The following is a 16,415-nucleotide window of genomic DNA, read 5'->3' as shown; positions in this document are numbered from 1 at the left end:
CGGCCATGCGCCGCGCTTGTTCCCGTCGACGCGGGGTGGTTGGCGGATGCCGTGGAGCAGGGCCGCGGCCCTGCCCGTAACGAGGGCCGGCGGGACAACGCGGCGGGGCGCGACACCAGCCACCGCAGACCCGGCCTGATCGGCGAGGCACCCCCGAAGGTCCAGCGCCTCGGCGAGGTGAGGTGCCGGTGGCACCCGGTGGTGTGCACCCGCCGAGCCTGGGCAGGAGGGGCATGCCGCTCGGCGAGCCGTCCGACCGCTTCCGCGAGCTTCTTCCGCTCCGCCCGCGGGTGGTCCCGTAGGGCTCCGGTACGACGCCTGCGGGCGGGCACCCGGTGGCATCACCGGGCGCCCGGCGGCATCGGCCGGACGCCCGGCTCCGCGCACTCGGCGGCGGGGGGCCCGATGGCGACCTGGTTCACGGACGGCAACGTCGCCGCTCGGGGCCGCACGGACACCGGGCCTTTCCGGTTCCCGGGCTCAGCGCTCCGCGGGCTCCAGCCGGGTCGCGACCCACGCCCCCACCAGCGCCACGCACGCCATCGGAAGGAACACGACCGCGAAGGCGGCGGGGTGCGAGGCCCCCGTCCCGCCGGCGGTCACCGCGTGCGCGGCCCCGACCGCTCCCCCGCCCAGCGCGGCGAAGGCGGCGCCCCCGGCGGCGAGCAGCACGACGTTCGCGAGCGCGTCGGAGATCTGCAGGGCGGCGGAGTTGGCGCCGACCTCCTGCGGCGCGGACAGCTTCAGCAGGAGCACGCTCGTGGAGCCGATCACCAGGCCCATCCCGAGGCATCCCACGGCCCAGGCCAGCGCCAGCGTCCACACGGGGACGGACTCGATGAGCACGGCGGGCGCGGCGGCGATGGCCAGTGCCACCAGCACCATGCCGGTCACCATCAGCCGTTGCCGGTAGGGGGCCGTCCGCCCCTGTGACTGCACCCACGAGCCGCCCGCCCAGGTCACCCCGCCGAGCGCGAGGGAGAAGCCGGCCATCGTCGGGCTGAGCCCCCGCTGGGTGACGAGCATCAGCGGTACGAAGCTCTCGGCGGCGATGAACGCCCCCGCCGCGACACCGCGCAACAGCACCACGGACGGCAGCCCGCGCCGGGCCAGGTACGTCCCGCGCGGCAGCAGCCCCAGCACCGCCGGAACGAGCAGGGCCGCGCCGGCGATGCCCGGCAGGAGCGAGAGCCACCGCAGGTCCTGGGCGGCGTACTGGAGCAGGCCCGCGCCGACGGAGATCCCGAGCGCCAGCCGGATCCGCCGCCGGTCGAAGGCCGCGGCCTCGCCGCCCACGGGACCGGAGGCGGAGCGCCGTATCGCCGGCAGCGCGACGACGAGCGGTACGACCACGAGGGCCGGGATGCCGAGGAACACCCACCGCCAGCCGAGGTGTTCGGTGACCGTGCCGGAGGCGAGCGGCCCGACGATGGAGGGGACGACCCAGCTGGCGGCGAAGGCGGCCATGATCGCGGGCCGCAGCCGCTCCTCGTAGGCCCGGCTGACGACGACGTACAGCGCGACGATGACCAGCCCGCCGCCGAAGCCCTGCACGGCGCGGCCGAGGACGAACACCCACATGGCGCCGGCGGTCCCGGAGACCACCAGCCCCGAGGCGAACGCGGCGATTCCGACGGTCAGCGGCCTGAGCGGCCCCTGCCGGTCGGCCCACTGCCCGGACAGGACCATGCCGAAGAGGCTGGTGGTGAAGTAGGCGGAGAAGGCGAAGGCGTACAGCCCGATCCCGTCGAGCTCGCGGGCGGCGACGGGCATGGCCGTGCCGACGGCGGTCGCCTCGAAGGCGATGAGGAAGACGACCGAGATGATCCCGATGCTGAGCGTCCGGTACGCGGGCCCCATGACCCCGCCCTGCGGCGGGGGCGGGAGGGGTGCGGTTCTCTGGGGCAGGCGGGGTTCGAGGGCGCTCATCGCCCCAGAGTAAGGTGCACAGCCCGGTTTCGACCCTGTCCGTTCGACCGATCCCGGCCTCGGTCCCGGGTCCTAGGCCCGGGACCACGCGTCGTCCGTGAACGCGGCATGGCAGCCCTGTCGCAGCCCGGGCCGTCCCCTTCCCCGGCCGGCGGCCGCCCGCGTACGGTCGGCGACATCACCACAGCCGTGGGCCCGGTCCGCCCGGCCCCGGCACGCGCCGGAGCCCGCCCGGGGGGGGGCGCACCCTCGGGCGGCCTTCGTCTTTCCGTCGCGCCCGCTACGCGCCGCAGCCGGTCTGCTGCCGCGCTGACTCCATGAACTTCTTCATCAGGGCGGCGAACGCAGGACGCCGGTCCTCCCGCTTCAGCCCGTCCGGTACGGCGTCGATGAACAACACCAGGTCGAAGGCCTCCGCGGGCCCCTTGCAGCCGAGCACCACAGCGGCCCCGCTGTCCCACAGCCTGCTGTTGTCCGTGTCGGGCAGCTCATCGGGCTGGTGCTTCTCGACCTCGGAACCCCAGGTGACCTCCTGCCCCGCAGGTCTGCGCTGCGCCGAGACGGTCAAGCGGGGGTTGCCGTCGACGTCGATGTTGCAGATGGCCTTGGTTCGGCCCGCGGTCAGGCGGAGGTCTCCCGGCGAGTCGACTCGCACCTTGTCACCGGTACCCATGAACGGAGCGAGCTCGGCCGGGGTGAACACCCCGAAGCAGGTGGACGCGGGCAGCTCGGGCGCGGCCGACTCCTTGCCGTCGGAGCAGGCGTTCAGCAGCGCCGCTCCGACGGCAACGGCGGCCACCACACACGGAACGCGCACCCGGGGCGTCAGCATCATGATCCGCCGTTCATGGTCGCCACGAGGCCGCGGCCCACCGAGTGGGCGTTCGCCGTCTCTGTGGAGGCCTCACCTGCATAGGAGTTCACCGTGCGCTCGGACAGCCCGGACCCCCGCGCCGCGATGCGCACCGAATCCGCAGCAGCGGTCGACGCGGCCGTCTGCGACCGCGTGAAGTCCGTCCCCGCCTGCTGGTTGCTGCCCTCGAGCTTCTTGGCGATGTCCTCCTTCGCCCCCTCGACCACGCTCGCGGCGATGTCCTCCTGCAGTGCGCCTACAACGTCCCCGGCGATGGGTACCAGTTCCAGGTACTTTCCGCCCGCCGCAGTGATGACGCGGTTGACCCACTTGGCGTTGTCCTCGACGCCCTTGACGTACTCCTCCGCCTCGTGCGTGTTCGCGCCGAATGTGCCCTCGGCCCGGGCCTGGGCCAGCATGCCGGCGATCTCTCCGCCCGGATGCACGGCCACCCTGATCGCCGCGTCCACGTCGTCGTACTCGCCCCGATGCGCGAACACGTCGTTGACCAGCACGGTCGTGAAGGTCCGCTGCGCCGTGGTCATGGCGCCGTAGGCGTCCGGGTCCTGACCCACCGCCCCGATGAATCTGGCCATGCCGGCCTTGTCGAACTCGGCCATCACGCCGTTGGCCTTGATCGAGTGACTGTTGTTGTCCGCCGCGGCCTGGATGTCCGGCATGTACTCGGCCGCCATCTGGCCGAAGTGACCGGACAGCCCGTTCAGCGGGCCCTCCGGGTCACCCGGCTTGGCATCGACCAGCTCCGGCTTGTCGCCGATCTTCTCGACGACCCGTTCCATCACGGCCGTCATCGCCTCGGTGTGCGGCACGGGCTTCGCGGCCTCGTCGCCCGGTACACGGCCGGAGACGGCAGCCACCAGCGCGTCACCCAGGGCCTGTTGGGCCGGGCGGAAGTCGCCGGTCGGGGTGATGTCGAAGCCGTCCATGTACGGCTTCTTGTCGAGCATGTAGTCGACCATGCCCCGCTCCTTGCCGTGCTGCCCGCCGACCGGCTTGTCGTCCTTCGTGACGACGCCGTCCTTGTTGCTGTCCTCCCGGACCGGCTCGTTGAAGAAGGCCGTCGCCGCGTCCGGATTGTTGCCCAGCGCCTCCATGAGCCCGGTCAGCGGGTAGAAGCCGCGGCCGCCCTCGGGCCCCTGGTTCAGGACGGTCTCCAGGCCGATCGGCGTGTGGAACTCCCACGCCTGCGGGTCCTTGCGGTCCATGGCGATCATGTCGCGGCCGACCGAAGTCAGGAACTCCGTGTCGTACTTCCCCTCGCGCAGCAGCGCACCGAGGGCCTGGTAGCCGTAGATCTGCCGGACGCCGCCGAAGACGTCCATCTCCTTGCGCCCGGCCTTCATCAGCTGGGTCGTCCAGGCCGCGTCGAGATGCCCCGGCACGTCCTTGTGCGTGGCGAGGCCGAGCATCGCGCCCAGGTCGCTCTGGATGTTCGAGACCATGAGCGCCCGGTCCTTGCCGGCAGCGCCCAGGCTGGTCGCGTCCAGCGACATCGCGGAGTACATCTGCAGGGTGCCTTCGGCACCGATGGTCCGGAACAGGCCCGTCGAGAACTCGGGGTCCTCGCGGTTGTCGTCGAGCAGTTCCTCCAGCTCGCGCAGCGCCTCGACGTTGCGGGCCGTGCCGCCCGGGCCGGTGACCTTCTTCATCAGGTCGGCGGCGCGGGAGACCTGTTCGGCGTCGAGAGTGGTGAACTGCGGTGCGCTGAAGTCATGTTCGTCCGTCGCGTTCGCCCGGAGGACGCGGACCAGGGAGTCGTCGGCGTCCTGGGCGTTCTCGACGGCCCGGTTGACCTGGGACTGCCAGGCGTTGCGGTTCGCGTTGAGGGTCTGCTGGTAGTCGGGGTCGTGGCGGGCCGCGTTCCGCTCGGCCTCGGTGGGCAGCGGGATGGCGCTGACCCGGCCGGTGGCGTCGATCCGGAAACCGGCTGCCGGTGCCTCCGCGGCGAGCCTCTTCAGTTCGTCCTGGGCGGCCTTGAAGGTGGCGTGCGCGTCGGCGAGGACCTGGTGCATCCCCTTGGCCGCCTTGGCCGCGTCCTCGAACTCCTTCGCCGTCTTGTCGACGAACCCGCGTGCCACCCCGGCGGTGATCCCGTTCCACTCGGCCTTGTCGGACTTCGCCTTCATGCCGTTGCGGGCGGCCTCGGCCATCTCGTCCAGCTTGCCGGCCATGGCCGTCCAGTCGGTGACCGCGGTCCCCAGCTTGTCCAGGGGCGCGTTCATCACGTTCTCGTACGTCAGCATCCGGGGCGCCCTCGTCTACTTCAGGTACGTGTCGATGGCGGACGCCGTGAAGTCCGCGTGGAGCTGCTGCTCGTCCTTGGCGTGGGAGGAGAGCGAGTAGTTCAGGCCGTTGGAGATGTTGGCGCAGGCTGCCACGAGGGTCTTCACCTGCGTCTCCCAGAGGGTGTTGGCCTTGAGCAGGGCGGCCCCGCTCGCGAAACCCTCCCTGGTGAGGGCCGCGGCGGCCTCGGCGGTCGCGGTGGCGGCGTGTTTGCCGTCGGTCTGCAGGCGGGTGTGCAGCTTGTACGCCTCCGAGCCGACGGCTCCGATCTGGTCCTGGTTGAGCGCGAGATCGGCGTCGCCGGGGGCGCCGGGTCCGCCGGGGGCGGGATCGGTGGGGGCCTGATTGAGCCGCATGGCGACGTTGGCGGTGGCCGTGGCGCGAGCCGCCGACCACTCTTCGTCGAACGACATCGCGTGAACCTCCGGGTCGGAACGGGGTGGGATCAGATCAGCGGTTGCGCCGTACGACGACCGCGGTCACGGCCCCACCGATGAGCACGCACGCCCCGAGCCCGAGCCCCACCCAGAGCAGAGAGCTGCTGCTCTGCTTCTCCTCGGCGGCCTGAGGGGTCGGCTCGGACGCCGCCGACGCGGGCGCGGAGGGCGACTTGGCCCCCGACTGGGCTGCGGCCAGGTCGGGCAGCGGGTACACATCGGCGGGCCCCGGATCCCCGGGCGTCTGCAACGCGATCCGGGGCCGGACGATGCCGTAGCCGACATAGTCGTTGCGCTGCGACCCGTCGACGGGCTTACCGGCGTTGTTCAGAAGGACGCGCAGGACCTGGTTGTTGGTCCACTCGGGGTGGGCGGACCAAAGGAGTGCGGCGGAGGCGGAGGCGAGGGCGGAGGCGTCGCTGGTGCCGTGGGTCTTGCAGAGACCCGACTTGCCGGTACAGGCGGTGATGATGTCGATACCAGGTGCAGCCATGTCCACCTGAGGGCCGTGCTGCGACTCCTTGGTCGGCTCCCCGGTGGTATTCACAGCTCCAACTCCCACAACCCCAGGGGTAGCGGCCGGATAGAGAAGGCTGTTGGTGGAACTCCCATAGTTGCCAGCGGCAGCGAAGATCAGCTTCCCCTTGGAGAGCGCGTACTTCACCGCTTCAGCCCGATCTCGATCATCTTCGGGGCTGCCACCGATGGCCTTGGAGATGTTGATGACCTTGGCGTCTGAGTCTGCGGCATATCGAATGGCCGCGACCAGTGAGGGGGCTTTCGCCTCCTCATGCACGTCAGGCACACGAATCGGAAGAATTGTGGAACCAGGCGCGAGTCCGAAGGCACCGTCACCACTCGGGTGCTTCCCGGTGCCGGCAATCATCGCGGAAATGCCTGTGCCATGACCGTCATAGTCGTTATCTCGGTCAGTCGGAGCATCCCCAACCGGAAACACCGCACCAGGAAGGATCTGCCCTTCAAGTTCCGGGATGCGATTAACGCCTGAGTCGATCACCGCAACTGTGACTCCCTTGCCGGTGCTGATCTTCCAGATCTCGTCCGCTTTCATGGCGTCGAGATGCCACTGCTGCGATCGGATGGTCTCCGCATGGGCCGGTGTCGCGGCGACCCCGGCCAGCAGGAAGCCCAACAGGGCCGCGGTCGCCTTGCGCACGTGCATCCCGTACAAAGTCCGTTCTGCTCAGTCGATCACAGGCGGGGCAACACGACGGTTGGCCTGCCAGGTCTCTTCGTCCTCGGTCAGGTAGTCGGGGCGCTCGCCGCCCTGGTCGTCCCGGCGCCTGCCCGGAGTTGCGCCTGCGGCTGCGTGACCCACGGGACCGACACCGTTGCGCACGAGACCGGAACCGCCCTGGGTGAACGGCTGACCCGCCGCGATCGGACGACCGACCGTACCGGCCTGACGCCCGCCCATGACGCCACCCGGTTCCGAGGCCAGTCGGCGGCCGGCCGGGAGCCCTGCCTGGGTGCCGCCGTAAGGGCCGCCGGCACCGTGGCCCATACCGCCACCCATGTGACGACCTGCTTGAGTGCCTTCACCGATGACCGTGCCGCGTGGGATGCCGGAAATCGGGCCGGTGGACGTCACCGGACGGCCGCCCGTGATGCCGGCGTCCCGCGGGGGCAAGCCGGGCGTGCCGATGACCTTGCCACCAGGAGGAACGCCAGGACCACCCATTCCCGGGTACGGGCCGATTCCGGGGCCGGTACCGAAGGGGCCGGGGCCCTTCGGGCCGCCGAGGGGCGGGAGGGTCACAGGCGGGACGAAGGGGCCGGGTGTAGGCCCGACAGGACCCGTGGCCGGTGGGAGACCAGGTGTGGTGGTCACCGGCGGCGTGGTGGAGGGCGGAAGCGTAGCGACGGTGTCGAGATCCACGCCTACTTCGCGATCCGGGATCGACGGCACGGAAACCGACGGGACCGTACTACCCGGCCTCGGCTCATGTCCGGGTACCGAGCCCGGCCCAGTCGATTGCGGACCGACGTCTGAACGCGGCGGCGAGTACGAGGAGCTGGCTGCCCCCCCACCGTATCCCCCTCCGGGCCTCTCTATGTCTTCCATGCCGTAGCTCTTGTCCGGCACGAACACCGGCGGCGGCAAGGGGAACGTCGGGATCGTCGCCTTGTCCATCTGCGCCGACGACTGCTCGTACGACCCTGAGAGCTTGTTCATCGCGTCCACGGCCCGAGCGTGGTCTCCGCTCAGCTTCGACCAGGCCTGCTGCCCCAGCTGCACCGCGTCCGGGTCGTTGCGGTACTCGCGGGACGTGGCGAGGTCCTCCTTTAGGCTCGCCTCCGCCGACGCACTGTACTTCGGCATGTCCCCGGTGCCGTTCTTCGGCTTCACCTCGCGCATGACCTGTGCCGTCTGCGTCAGGTACTTGCCTCCAGCCGCGCTGTAGTCGGCCAGGACCAGCGTGGCACTCCCCGCCTGGCTCACCCAGTTCTGAAACGCCTCGGCCGCCTCACCCTCCCAGCCCTTGACCTTGTGCTTCTTGAGCTTTTCGCCGATTTCCTTGATCGTCTTGGCGGCCTCGGTGAGCTGCGTTCCCCGGGCGCTGACCGCCTCGTCGTCGAGCGCCGCGATCATCGCGTAGAGCTGTGCGTGCGTGTAACCCTCGAATCCGCTCATCCGAGCACACCACCCTTCTTCGTCCCGTTCGGCTGCGGCGAGCCGGGCGCAGACTGCACGCCCTCGCCGGACTTGTCCGCGTACGGGTCACGGTCCGGGACGTATTGGTCATGGGCCTGCTTGGCCAGGAGGCCCATGCGCCGCTTCGTCTCCTCGTCCACCTCGCTGTAGCCCTTGCCGGCCGACTGAACGGCAATGCCCAGGGCCTCGATCTGCACCGCCAGCCCCTTCGACAGCTTCTGCAGCTCCGAGTGGACGGTGGTGTAAGACTTGTTGAGCTTCTCAGCTGCGGGAAAGCCCGTACCCAGCACTCCGTTGGGCAGCGTGCCGTCCGCCAGGGTCCCGTGGTGCGCCGGTGATTCCTGAAGCTTCGTCAGGAGGCCGTCCACCAGCTTTTGGTAGTCCTTCATGTCGTCGTACTGAACCTGCAGGGCCGCAGCCTTCGCCTGCGCGTCCGCCTGCGCCCTGATCGATGCCGCGATGTCCCCGGACAGGCCTACCGCCAGAATCCCGCCGTTGTCTTCTGCCACGATGGCCTCCCCGACTCCCCGACTCCCCGTGGTCGCGACGCTCTGCGCCGCTCCCCGTCCCCGTTCGCACCCGTTCGCACGTGCGCGCGCACACTCTCGTCGATCACTCTAGCGACCGGCACCGACAGCCCCAAGTCCGGGTTGCACGTGCAATGCGGGTCAGACGGTCACGAGTTGGGCACCGCCACCGCCGCAGACGGCCTGATCGGGAGCCGGTTGACCGGGCGCCCAGTGGCCGCGCGGACTGCCGAGGCGATCGCCGCCGGGGTCGTCACCACCGGGACCGCGCTCGCCGCCTTCGCGCCGAACGGGGCCACCACGTCGCGCTCCTCCACCAGTTTCACGATGCGGACCGTCGGGGCGTCCAGTGCCGTCGGCAGGGCGTAGCCCGTCAGGTCGGGGTGGCGGACCAGGCCGGCGACCGTGCGGAGGTTCTCCGTCAGGGCCGCGCCCACGCCCTGGGTGACGCCCGCTTCGATACGGGCCTCGAGCTGGCGGGGGTTCAGGATCCGGCCGACGTCCTGGGCCACCGCGAGCTCCACCACCCGTACGGACCCCAGCTCGATGTCCACGTCCACCACCGCGCGGATCGCGCAGAAGGCGAGGCCCACGAACGCGTCGCCCTGGCCGTCAGCGTCCAGCGGTTCCGTCGGGTGGGGGCGGCACTGGGCGGTCGCCCAGAGTTCCTTGCCCGCCATCGCCTCTGCGACCGACATCGAGAACGCGCCGTCGTACGAGGTGATGCGGCCGTCCTGGATCTGCAGGAGCTCCGTCGACATGCCCAGCTTGTGTGCCATCGGCTGGAGGAGCTGGGTGCGGACCATCTTGGCGGCCCGCTCCACCGCGCCGCCCGACACCCACGTGTGGCGGCCGTGCGCCGACGGACCGGCCGGCGGCTGGTCGGTGTCCACCGGGGCCACCGCCACCTCGTCGACACCCAGGATCTCCTGGACGATCTGGCGGGCCAGCGTGCCGAAGCCCTGGCCGGTGTCGACCGCGGCGCAGATGACGGTGGCCACGCCGCCCACCACCTTCACCGTGGCGGTGGAGACCTCGTCGGTCCCTTCCGCGCCGAGCATGTGGACCATGCCGACCCCGTAGCCGACACCGCGCCGCACCGCGCCCGGCTCGCCCGCGCCCTCGGGGCCGCCGGGCAGCAGCCACTCGTCCTCGGGGGCGTCCTTGGGGAGCGCGGGCAGCTCGAAGTCGCGCACCGAGCGCAGGAGTTCCGCCACCGGCGCCGGGCAGGTGACCGTCTGGCCCGTGGGGAGCAGGTCGCCGGTAGCGATGACGTTGCGCATGCGCAGTTCCGCGCCGTCGATGCCGAGGGCGGCCGCGAGCTTGTCCATCTGGCCCTCGTAGGCGGCGCACACCTGCATGGCGCCCTCGCCGCGGACGTGGCCGGAGGGCGGGTTGTTGGTCCGTACGACCCAGCCCTCGACGAAGGCGTGCGGGACGACGTACGGGCCGCAGGCGAAGGCCACCGCAGCAGCCAGGGATTCCGCGGAGGCGTCGGCGTAGGCGCCCGCGTCCATCAGGATCTGCGCCTCGACCTTGACCAGGCGGCCCTCCGCGTCCGCGTGGTGGCGGTAGCGGAGCAGGGTCGGGTGGCGGTGGGTGTGGCCGAGGAAGGACTCCTCGCGGGTGGCGGCCAGCTTCACCGGGCAGCCCGTTCGCAGCGCGAGCAGGCCGAGCGGGAGCTGGAAGGCGGCGTCCTCGCGGTCGGCCGTCGCGCCCGGCACGCCGGTGACGACGACGCGTACGCGGTCCGGCTCCAGACCGAAGCAGGCGGCGGCCAGGTCCCGGTCGGTGTGCGGGTCGGTGGAGGCGGTGTAGAGCTCGACGCCGCCGTCGGGGCGGGGCACGGCCAGCCCGGCCTCGGCGCCGATGGGGGCGGGGTCCTGGCGGCCGATGCGGTACAGGCCCTCGACGACGACCTCGCCGGTGGCCTCCGGGTCGCCGTAGCGCAGCGGGATGTGCCGGATCAGGTTGCCGTCGGGGTGCAGGGCGGGGGCGCCGAAGGACTGCTCGGGGTCCGTGACCGGGTCGAGGAGTTCGTACTCGACGGCGATCGCGGCCGCGGCGAGCCGTGCCGTGTCCGGGTGGTCGGCGGCGACGGCGGCGATGGGCTCGCCGTGGTGGCGCACGACGTCGTGGGCGAACACCGGCCGGTCGGCGATCCGGCGGCCGTGGGTGGTGGCGCCGGGCACGTCTGCGTGGGTGACGACGGCGCGCACGCCGGGCATCTCCGCGGCGGCCTTGGTGTCGATGGAGAGGATCCGGGCGTGGGCGTGAGGGGAGCGCAGCACGGCGGCCCACAGCAGGCCCTCGGCCCACAGGTCGGCGGCGTAGGGGAAGGTGCCCTCGGTCTTGGCGCGGGTGTCGGCGGCCTCGACGGAGGCTCCGATGCCGCGAGGTGCCTGCGGTTCGGCGGCCTCGGCCGCCCCCGGGACCGTCATGGCCGTCACCGTGGCGTTCACGGCTGTCGTCGCCGTCGCCGTCGCCGCGTCCTGCCCGCTCACGCCGTGCCTCCGTGGTGGATGCCGCCCTCGCCGGGCGCTGCCTGGTGCGGGATGCGCGCCTCCGGCGCGGCCCCGCCCTGGGCCTGAACGTGCCCCTGTCCCTGTCCCTGCCCCTGTCCCTGCGCATGGGCCTGCGCCGCGTCCGCGGAGGCGGCCGACGCGGCCTCCCGCCCGGCCACGACCTCGCGCACGGCCTCGACGACCCCCGAGTAGCCGGAGCAGCGGCAGAGGTTGCCGCAGAGCGCCTGCCGGGTCTCCAGCTCGCTGGGGGCGTGGTTGCCCTCCAGCAGGTCATGGATGGTCATGGCCATGCCGGGCACGCAGAATCCGCACTGCACCGCACCCGACCTGCACAACGCCTGCTGGACGTCCGAGAGTTCCCCGCCCGTCGCGAGGCCCTCGACGGTGCGGACCTCGCTGCCGGCGGCCGTGGCCGCCGGGACCAGGCAGGAGGCGACGAGCCGGCCGTCGACCTGCACGGCGCAGGCGCCGCACTCGCCCTGGGAGCAGCCGTCCTTGGCGCCGGCGAGGCCGAGGCGCTCGCGCAGCACGTAGAGGAGGGACTCCCCGATCCAGGCGCCGGTGACGGGGCGGTCGGCACCGTTGACGCGCAGCACGTAGGAGGCGTGCGGGTGCTCGTGGTGGACGGCGGCGGGCCGGGTCTCCTCCTCGTACGCAGGCGCCCCGTGCGGGACCCCTTCGCCGGTTCCTCCGAGCCGGAGCTCCGCCGCGCTGTCGGCGGTGTCCGACGCCGGCGTGGACTCGGCCGGGACATCGGCGCGGGCGGGGGCGGTTTCGGCGGGCGCCTGCCCCTCGGCGTCGGCGCGGTCCGGTGCGGGCACGCGGCCCGGTTCCGCGAAGCCGTGGGCGTCCGCCGACGCGGGCTCCGCCTCGGGGGCGCCGCCGGCCGGAGCGAGCTCCGCAGCGGGCTCCGCAGCGGACTCCGGGGCCTGGCCGAAGGCCGCGAAGCCGTGCCCGTCGGTGTCCGCGGGATGCGCGGAGTGCGCGGAGTGCGTGGAGTGCGTGGAGTGCGTTGAATGCGTGGAATGGGAGGAGTGCCCCGACTGGCCGGCAGGCCCGAACAGGCCGGCATGCGCGTCGTGTTCGGAGTGGCCGTCGCGCCCGTCCTGTCCGGCACGCCCCCCATGCCGGATGTGCCCGGCATGCCCGGCATCGCCGAGATGCCCGAACAGGTCTGCTTCCTCACCGTGTTCGGCGTGCCCGGGCCGGTCGGAGTGGTCGGGCTCGGTCGGCTGCGCGGCGTCCGCGGCCGGTGCCTCGGCCCGCGCCCCGCCGAAGAGGTCCACGCCGGCGGCGGCCTCGGCCGGATCCTGCGCCGCGGCTGCCGGATGCTGGCGCTCCCCCGCGTGCGCCGTCGCCGCCGGGCCGTGCGCGGCCTCGATGTCGTGCGGCGCCCGGTGCGCCGGCTCGGCCTCCTGCAGCGCGGTGCCCACGCCGGGCCCGCCCAGCACCCGCGGCCCTCGGCCCGCGGCGCCCACACCGGGCCCGCCGAGCAGGCGGCCGGCGGCCTGCGCCGTTGCGGCGGCCGCGGCCGAAGCGGCTGCGGCCTCGTCCGTGCCCGGCAGGACGCCGGCGTCCTGGCCGGGCGCCCGGCCGGGGCCCGGCTCCGGGTCTGCGGCCGACTGCTGCGCCAGGTACGCCCACGGGGCCGGGGCGCCGCCCGGCAGGGTCGCCGGGGCCTGGCTCCAGTCCGCGTCCAGGCCGCCGCCCGTGCGGAAGTCGCCCTGCTGCTGCGCGAAGTCCGGCACCGCCCACTGGCCGGTCGTCGAGGGCGCCTCCTCGGGCTCGTGCACCCCCCCGGGGAACCGCCACTCCGCGGTCGCACCGGGGTCGTGCGCCGGGTCGGACTCCGGCTCCGAGTCGGCGAACGCGGCCGCCGCCGACGCCGGGATGGGGATCGAAGCGGGGATGGGGCCGCCCACGGACCCGGAGGCCGCACCGGAGCCCGCGGCGGACGCCGGCGCGTCTGCGCCCGCCTCCGGCCACTGCACCGGGAGCGTCCAGGTGCCCGTGGCCGCCGGGTCCGTACTGGCCGAGCCCAGCGGCACGATCATCGGCGGCGGCACGTAGCCGTGCCCGGGGGCCGCGAGCGGCTCACCGGTGCCGAGCGCGTCGAGCATGTCCTGCGGCAGTTTCACGAAGGCCGTGGCGTCCGAGTCGTACTCGCCGCCCTGCGGGACCGGTTCCCAGCCCCAGCCCGTCGTGCCGTTCCCCTGGGTCACGTTCTCGTTCTCGTTCTCGCTCATGAGGTCAGCGCCCTTCCGAGGGCCCTCCGTGCCAGTACGGCCACCGTCCGCCGCAGGTGCAGTACGCCGGGAGCCACCGGTTCCCCCTGGTCGGGCACGCAGGCGGCCGCGACGTACTCGCCGAAGGCCTCCAGCGCCTCGGGGGCCAGGCTCCGTCCGCCGTCCCAGTCGATCAGCGAGGCCACCCACTGCTCGGCCTCCAGCGGCCGCAGCGGCATCGGGGCCACCGCACCGATCGCACAGCGCACGCCGCGGCGCGCCGGGTCCAGTACGAGCCCCACGGACGCCACCGCGCGCCCGGGCCCCGTACGCCCGGTGGCCTTGAGGAACACCTGCGGGGCATGCAGCAGCGGCACCCGCACGAAGCCGATGAGCTCGCCGGGCCTCAGCATCTCCCGGCCGGCCAGCAGGTGCGAGACCGGGATCTCGCGCTGACCGCCCGGGCCGACGATGACCAGTACGGCCTCCAGCGCGGCCAGCACGGGCAGCGCGTCCCCGGTGGGCGCGGCAGTGGCGATGTTCCCGCCGAGGGTGCCGGCGTTGCGGATCTGCGGGGGCCCGGCGGCGCGCGCGGCGGCCGCGAGCGCGGGGATCAGGGCGGCGAAGTCCGGCCGCCCCATCCTGGCGTGGGTGAGGCCCGCGCCGAGCAGCGCGTGGCCGTCCTGGTACTGCCAGCCGCGGATCTCGTTGATCCGGCCCAGGCCGACCAGTGCCGCGGGCCGCAGCAGTCCGGCGTTGACCGCGGCCATCAGGTCGGTGCCGCCCGCGACGGGAACGGCGGCGGGCATGGCGGTGAGCGCCGCGACGGCCTCGTCGAGCGAGGCCGGCAGCGTCACGGACTGCGCCGCCTGCTGCCCCTGAGCCCCCTGAGGTGAATCAGGTGCGTGCGGTGCGTGCGGTGCGTGCGTGGTCAACCCAGCTGCCCCTTCCCGATGTCCCGGTCCTGGCGCTCACGCCTGTCCGCCGTACGGTACGTGCTCACCGCCGGGACGTGGCAACTCTGGCACATCTTCCGAGCCGCCCGGCGCGAGGGTCCTCCCGGCGCCCCGCAGTCGCGCACGGTGTGCCCGTACGAGGTGGAGGGGCCCGGTCGCACCGCCTTCGGCAGCCCTCCTCCCCTATTGCCCGGTTTTCCCCGTATAGCAGGAAATCGAGTCAGAGTTCCGGACCCGTTACCTTTCCGTTCAGGCCGGCTGCCGCGCGCCGGTGTCACACGTTCGGGGGCGTGCCCTCGATGGGGCGCCCGAGCACTCCGGGCCGCCGCTGCCACGGCCACGGGCCGCCCGGCGGCCGGTAGCCGACGCCCAGGGCGTCCAACCGCGCGTAGTGCGGGGCCATTCGCTGCTCGAAGTCCGCGTAGTCGCGCTCCTCGGGCGCCGGCTGCCACGACCACACCACCTCGGCGAAGGCCGCCAGCCGCGGGAACACCTGGTAGTCGACCCGGTCCTGGTCCTCCGTCACCTCGGTCCACATGTTGGCCTGGGCGCCCAGCACATGGGCGGCGGCCTCCGGCGACAGCTTCGGCGGCATCGGCTCGAAGCGGTACACGTCCTCCAGGGAGCGCACGTATCCGATGGGCATCGGCTCGTCCTCGCCGCCCGCCTGACGGTGGTCCAGGTACACGTGCTGCTCGGGGCACATCACCACGTCGTGCCCGGCCTCGGCGGCGGCGATCCCGCCCGCGTAGCCGCGCCACGAGGAGACGGCCGCGCCCGGCGCGAGCCCGCCCTCGAGGATCTCGTCCCACCCGATGAGGCGCCGTCCGCGTTCGGCGAGCCAGCCGTCGAAGTGCCGGACGAACCAGGACTGCAGGCCGTCCTCGCCGTCGACGCCCAGCTCGCGGATTCGCTCCTGCGCGGCCGGGGAGGCCTTCCACTGCGTCTTGGGGCACTCGTCGCCGCCCAGGTGCACGAAGGGCGAGACCTCCGCCGGGAACAGCTCCAGCAGTTCCTCCAAGACCCCCTCGTAGAAGCGCAGCACCGCCTCGGTCGGCGCGAGGACGTTCTCGCAGATCCCCCAGTCGTCCCAGACGCCGAACGCGGCCGTGTCGACCACGTCGGTGTTGCCCAGCTCCGGGTAGGCGGCGATGGCGGCCTGCGAGTGCCCCGGCACGTCGATTTCCGGGACCAGCCGGACGTGCCGCGCGGCGGCGTACGCGACGATCTCGCGGATGTCGTCCTGCGTGTAGAAGCCGCCGTGCGGGGTCTCGTTCCACAGCGGCGAGGCCCGGTGGCCCCTCCGGCTGCGCGGCCGCCAGGCCCCGACCCCGGTCAGCCGCGGGTACCGCCTGATCTCGATCCGCCAGCCCTGGTCGTCCGTCAGGTGCAGGTGGAGCACGTTGAGCTTGTGGGCGGCGAGCAGGTCTATGTAGCGCAGCACCCCGTCCTTGGGCATGAAGTGGCGGGCGACGTCGAGCATCATGCCGCGCCAGCCGAAGCGGGGACCGTCCGCGACCCGGGCGTACGGCAGGCTCCAGGCCCGGCCGGGCAGCGGCGCCCTGCGGTACGCGTCCGGCCCGAGCAGCTGGCGCAGGGTCTGGGCGCCCCAGAACAGCCCGGCGGCCGTCGCTCCCGTCAGCTCCGCCCCGCCCTCGCCGATGTCGAGGCGGTAGGACTCCGGCCCGCGGTCCCCCGCGGCGTCGGGGTCGATCCGCAACCGCAGCTCCGCGACCGCGCCGGCCCCGGCCTCCGGCCCGGCGGCGGGCAGCGCCCATCCGGTGGCCGCCCCCAGCTCCCGCCGCATCCAGCGGGCGACGGATCCGGTGCCGGGCCCTGCGTCGAGGAGCGGCTCGGGTCCGAACGCGAAGCGGCGGCCGCCCTCGTCGAGGAGCGCGACCCGGGGTGCGGGGATCAGGCCCGTGCGGATCAGGTCCATGCGTCAGCCCTTCGCGCAGCGCGTTGCGCCCTGCGCAACGCGC

General features: G+C 73.0%; 11 protein-coding genes. All 11 read right to left on the bottom strand.

Annotation, left to right across the window (positions count from 1 at the left end):
• Positions 1–480: 480 nt before the first annotated feature.
• Positions 481–1,929, bottom strand: coding sequence for an MFS transporter (locus ACZ6JS_RS04030; RefSeq protein WP_469295627.1), 1,449 nt, complete (start codon positions 1,927–1,929; stop codon positions 481–483).
• Between the two features lie 280 nt (positions 1,930–2,209).
• Positions 2,210–2,764, bottom strand: a complete 555-nt coding sequence (locus ACZ6JS_RS04025) for a hypothetical protein (RefSeq protein WP_469295626.1) — start codon at positions 2,762–2,764, stop codon at positions 2,210–2,212.
• Entirely contained in the window at positions 2,761–5,046 is a 2,286-nt protein-coding gene (locus ACZ6JS_RS04020) for a hypothetical protein (RefSeq protein WP_469295625.1), read from the bottom strand. The genes ACZ6JS_RS04025 and ACZ6JS_RS04020 overlap by 4 nt, the downstream gene beginning before the upstream one ends.
• 15 nt (positions 5,047–5,061) lie before the next feature.
• Positions 5,062–5,499 (bottom strand): hypothetical protein, encoded by a 438-nt coding sequence (locus tag ACZ6JS_RS04015; protein ID WP_469295623.1) that lies wholly within the window; start codon positions 5,497–5,499, stop codon positions 5,062–5,064.
• A 37-nt stretch (positions 5,500–5,536) separates the two neighbouring features.
• Positions 5,537–6,706 carry a type VII secretion-associated serine protease mycosin gene (mycP, locus tag ACZ6JS_RS04010; protein ID WP_469295622.1) on the bottom strand — a complete coding sequence of 390 codons (1,170 nt, stop codon included), beginning with the start codon at positions 6,704–6,706 and terminating at the stop codon, positions 5,537–5,539.
• 21 nt (positions 6,707–6,727) lie between these two features.
• Positions 6,728–8,179, bottom strand: coding sequence for a WXG100 family type VII secretion target (locus ACZ6JS_RS04005; RefSeq protein WP_469295620.1), 1,452 nt, complete (start codon positions 8,177–8,179; stop codon positions 6,728–6,730).
• The gene (locus ACZ6JS_RS04000) at positions 8,176–8,709 is read right to left on the bottom strand and encodes a hypothetical protein (RefSeq protein ID WP_469295618.1); all 534 of its coding nucleotides are present in this window, start codon (positions 8,707–8,709) and stop codon (positions 8,176–8,178) included. The genes ACZ6JS_RS04005 and ACZ6JS_RS04000 overlap by 4 nt, the downstream gene beginning before the upstream one ends.
• A gap of 167 nt (positions 8,710–8,876) precedes the next feature.
• The gene (locus ACZ6JS_RS03995; RefSeq protein WP_469296378.1) at positions 8,877–11,168 is read right to left on the bottom strand and encodes a xanthine dehydrogenase family protein molybdopterin-binding subunit; all 2,292 of its coding nucleotides are present in this window, start codon (positions 11,166–11,168) and stop codon (positions 8,877–8,879) included.
• Between the two features lie 59 nt (positions 11,169–11,227).
• On the bottom strand, positions 11,228–13,498 hold the full coding sequence (locus tag ACZ6JS_RS03990; protein WP_469295617.1) for a (2Fe-2S)-binding protein: 2,271 nt from the start codon (positions 13,496–13,498) through the stop codon (positions 11,228–11,230).
• Positions 13,495–14,412: an FAD binding domain-containing protein gene (locus ACZ6JS_RS03985; protein WP_078658922.1), complete on the bottom strand. Its 918-nt coding sequence runs from the start codon at positions 14,410–14,412 to the stop codon at positions 13,495–13,497. The genes ACZ6JS_RS03990 and ACZ6JS_RS03985 overlap by 4 nt, the downstream gene beginning before the upstream one ends.
• Positions 14,413–14,707: 295 nt before the next feature.
• A complete protein-coding gene (locus ACZ6JS_RS03980) occupies positions 14,708–16,372 on the bottom strand; it encodes a beta-N-acetylhexosaminidase (RefSeq protein ID WP_469295616.1) in 1,665 nt (554 codons plus the stop codon).
• Positions 16,373–16,415 lie beyond the last annotated feature (43 nt).

It is taken from the genome of Streptomyces sp. NPDC046349 (assembly GCF_055587885.1).
Note: the sequence above shows the minus strand (reverse complement) of the source record. Positions and strands in the feature narration are given on the sequence as shown.

What these genes read in the sequence shown, in the direction of transcription:
- ACZ6JS_RS04030 (WP_469295627.1), bottom strand. Translation starts at nt 1,929, where the DNA reads ATGAGCGCCCTCGAACCCCGCCTGCCCCAGAGAACCGCACCCCTCCCG.
- ACZ6JS_RS04025 (WP_469295626.1), bottom strand. Translation starts at nt 2,764, where the DNA reads ATGATGCTGACGCCCCGGGTGCGCGTTCCGTGTGTGGTGGCCGCCGTT.
- ACZ6JS_RS04020 (WP_469295625.1), bottom strand. Translation starts at nt 5,046, where the DNA reads ATGCTGACGTACGAGAACGTGATGAACGCGCCCCTGGACAAGCTGGGG.
- ACZ6JS_RS04015 (WP_469295623.1), bottom strand. Translation starts at nt 5,499, where the DNA reads ATGTCGTTCGACGAAGAGTGGTCGGCGGCTCGCGCCACGGCCACCGCC.
- mycP (WP_469295622.1), bottom strand. Translation starts at nt 6,706, where the DNA reads ATGCACGTGCGCAAGGCGACCGCGGCCCTGTTGGGCTTCCTGCTGGCC.
- ACZ6JS_RS04005 (WP_469295620.1), bottom strand. Translation starts at nt 8,179, where the DNA reads ATGAGCGGATTCGAGGGTTACACGCACGCACAGCTCTACGCGATGATC.
- ACZ6JS_RS03995 (WP_469296378.1), bottom strand. Translation starts at nt 11,168, where the DNA reads ATGACGGTCCCGGGGGCGGCCGAGGCCGCCGAACCGCAGGCACCTCGC.
- ACZ6JS_RS03990 (WP_469295617.1), bottom strand. Translation starts at nt 13,498, where the DNA reads ATGAGCGAGAACGAGAACGAGAACGTGACCCAGGGGAACGGCACGACG.
- ACZ6JS_RS03980 (WP_469295616.1), bottom strand. Translation starts at nt 16,372, where the DNA reads ATGGACCTGATCCGCACGGGCCTGATCCCCGCACCCCGGGTCGCGCTC.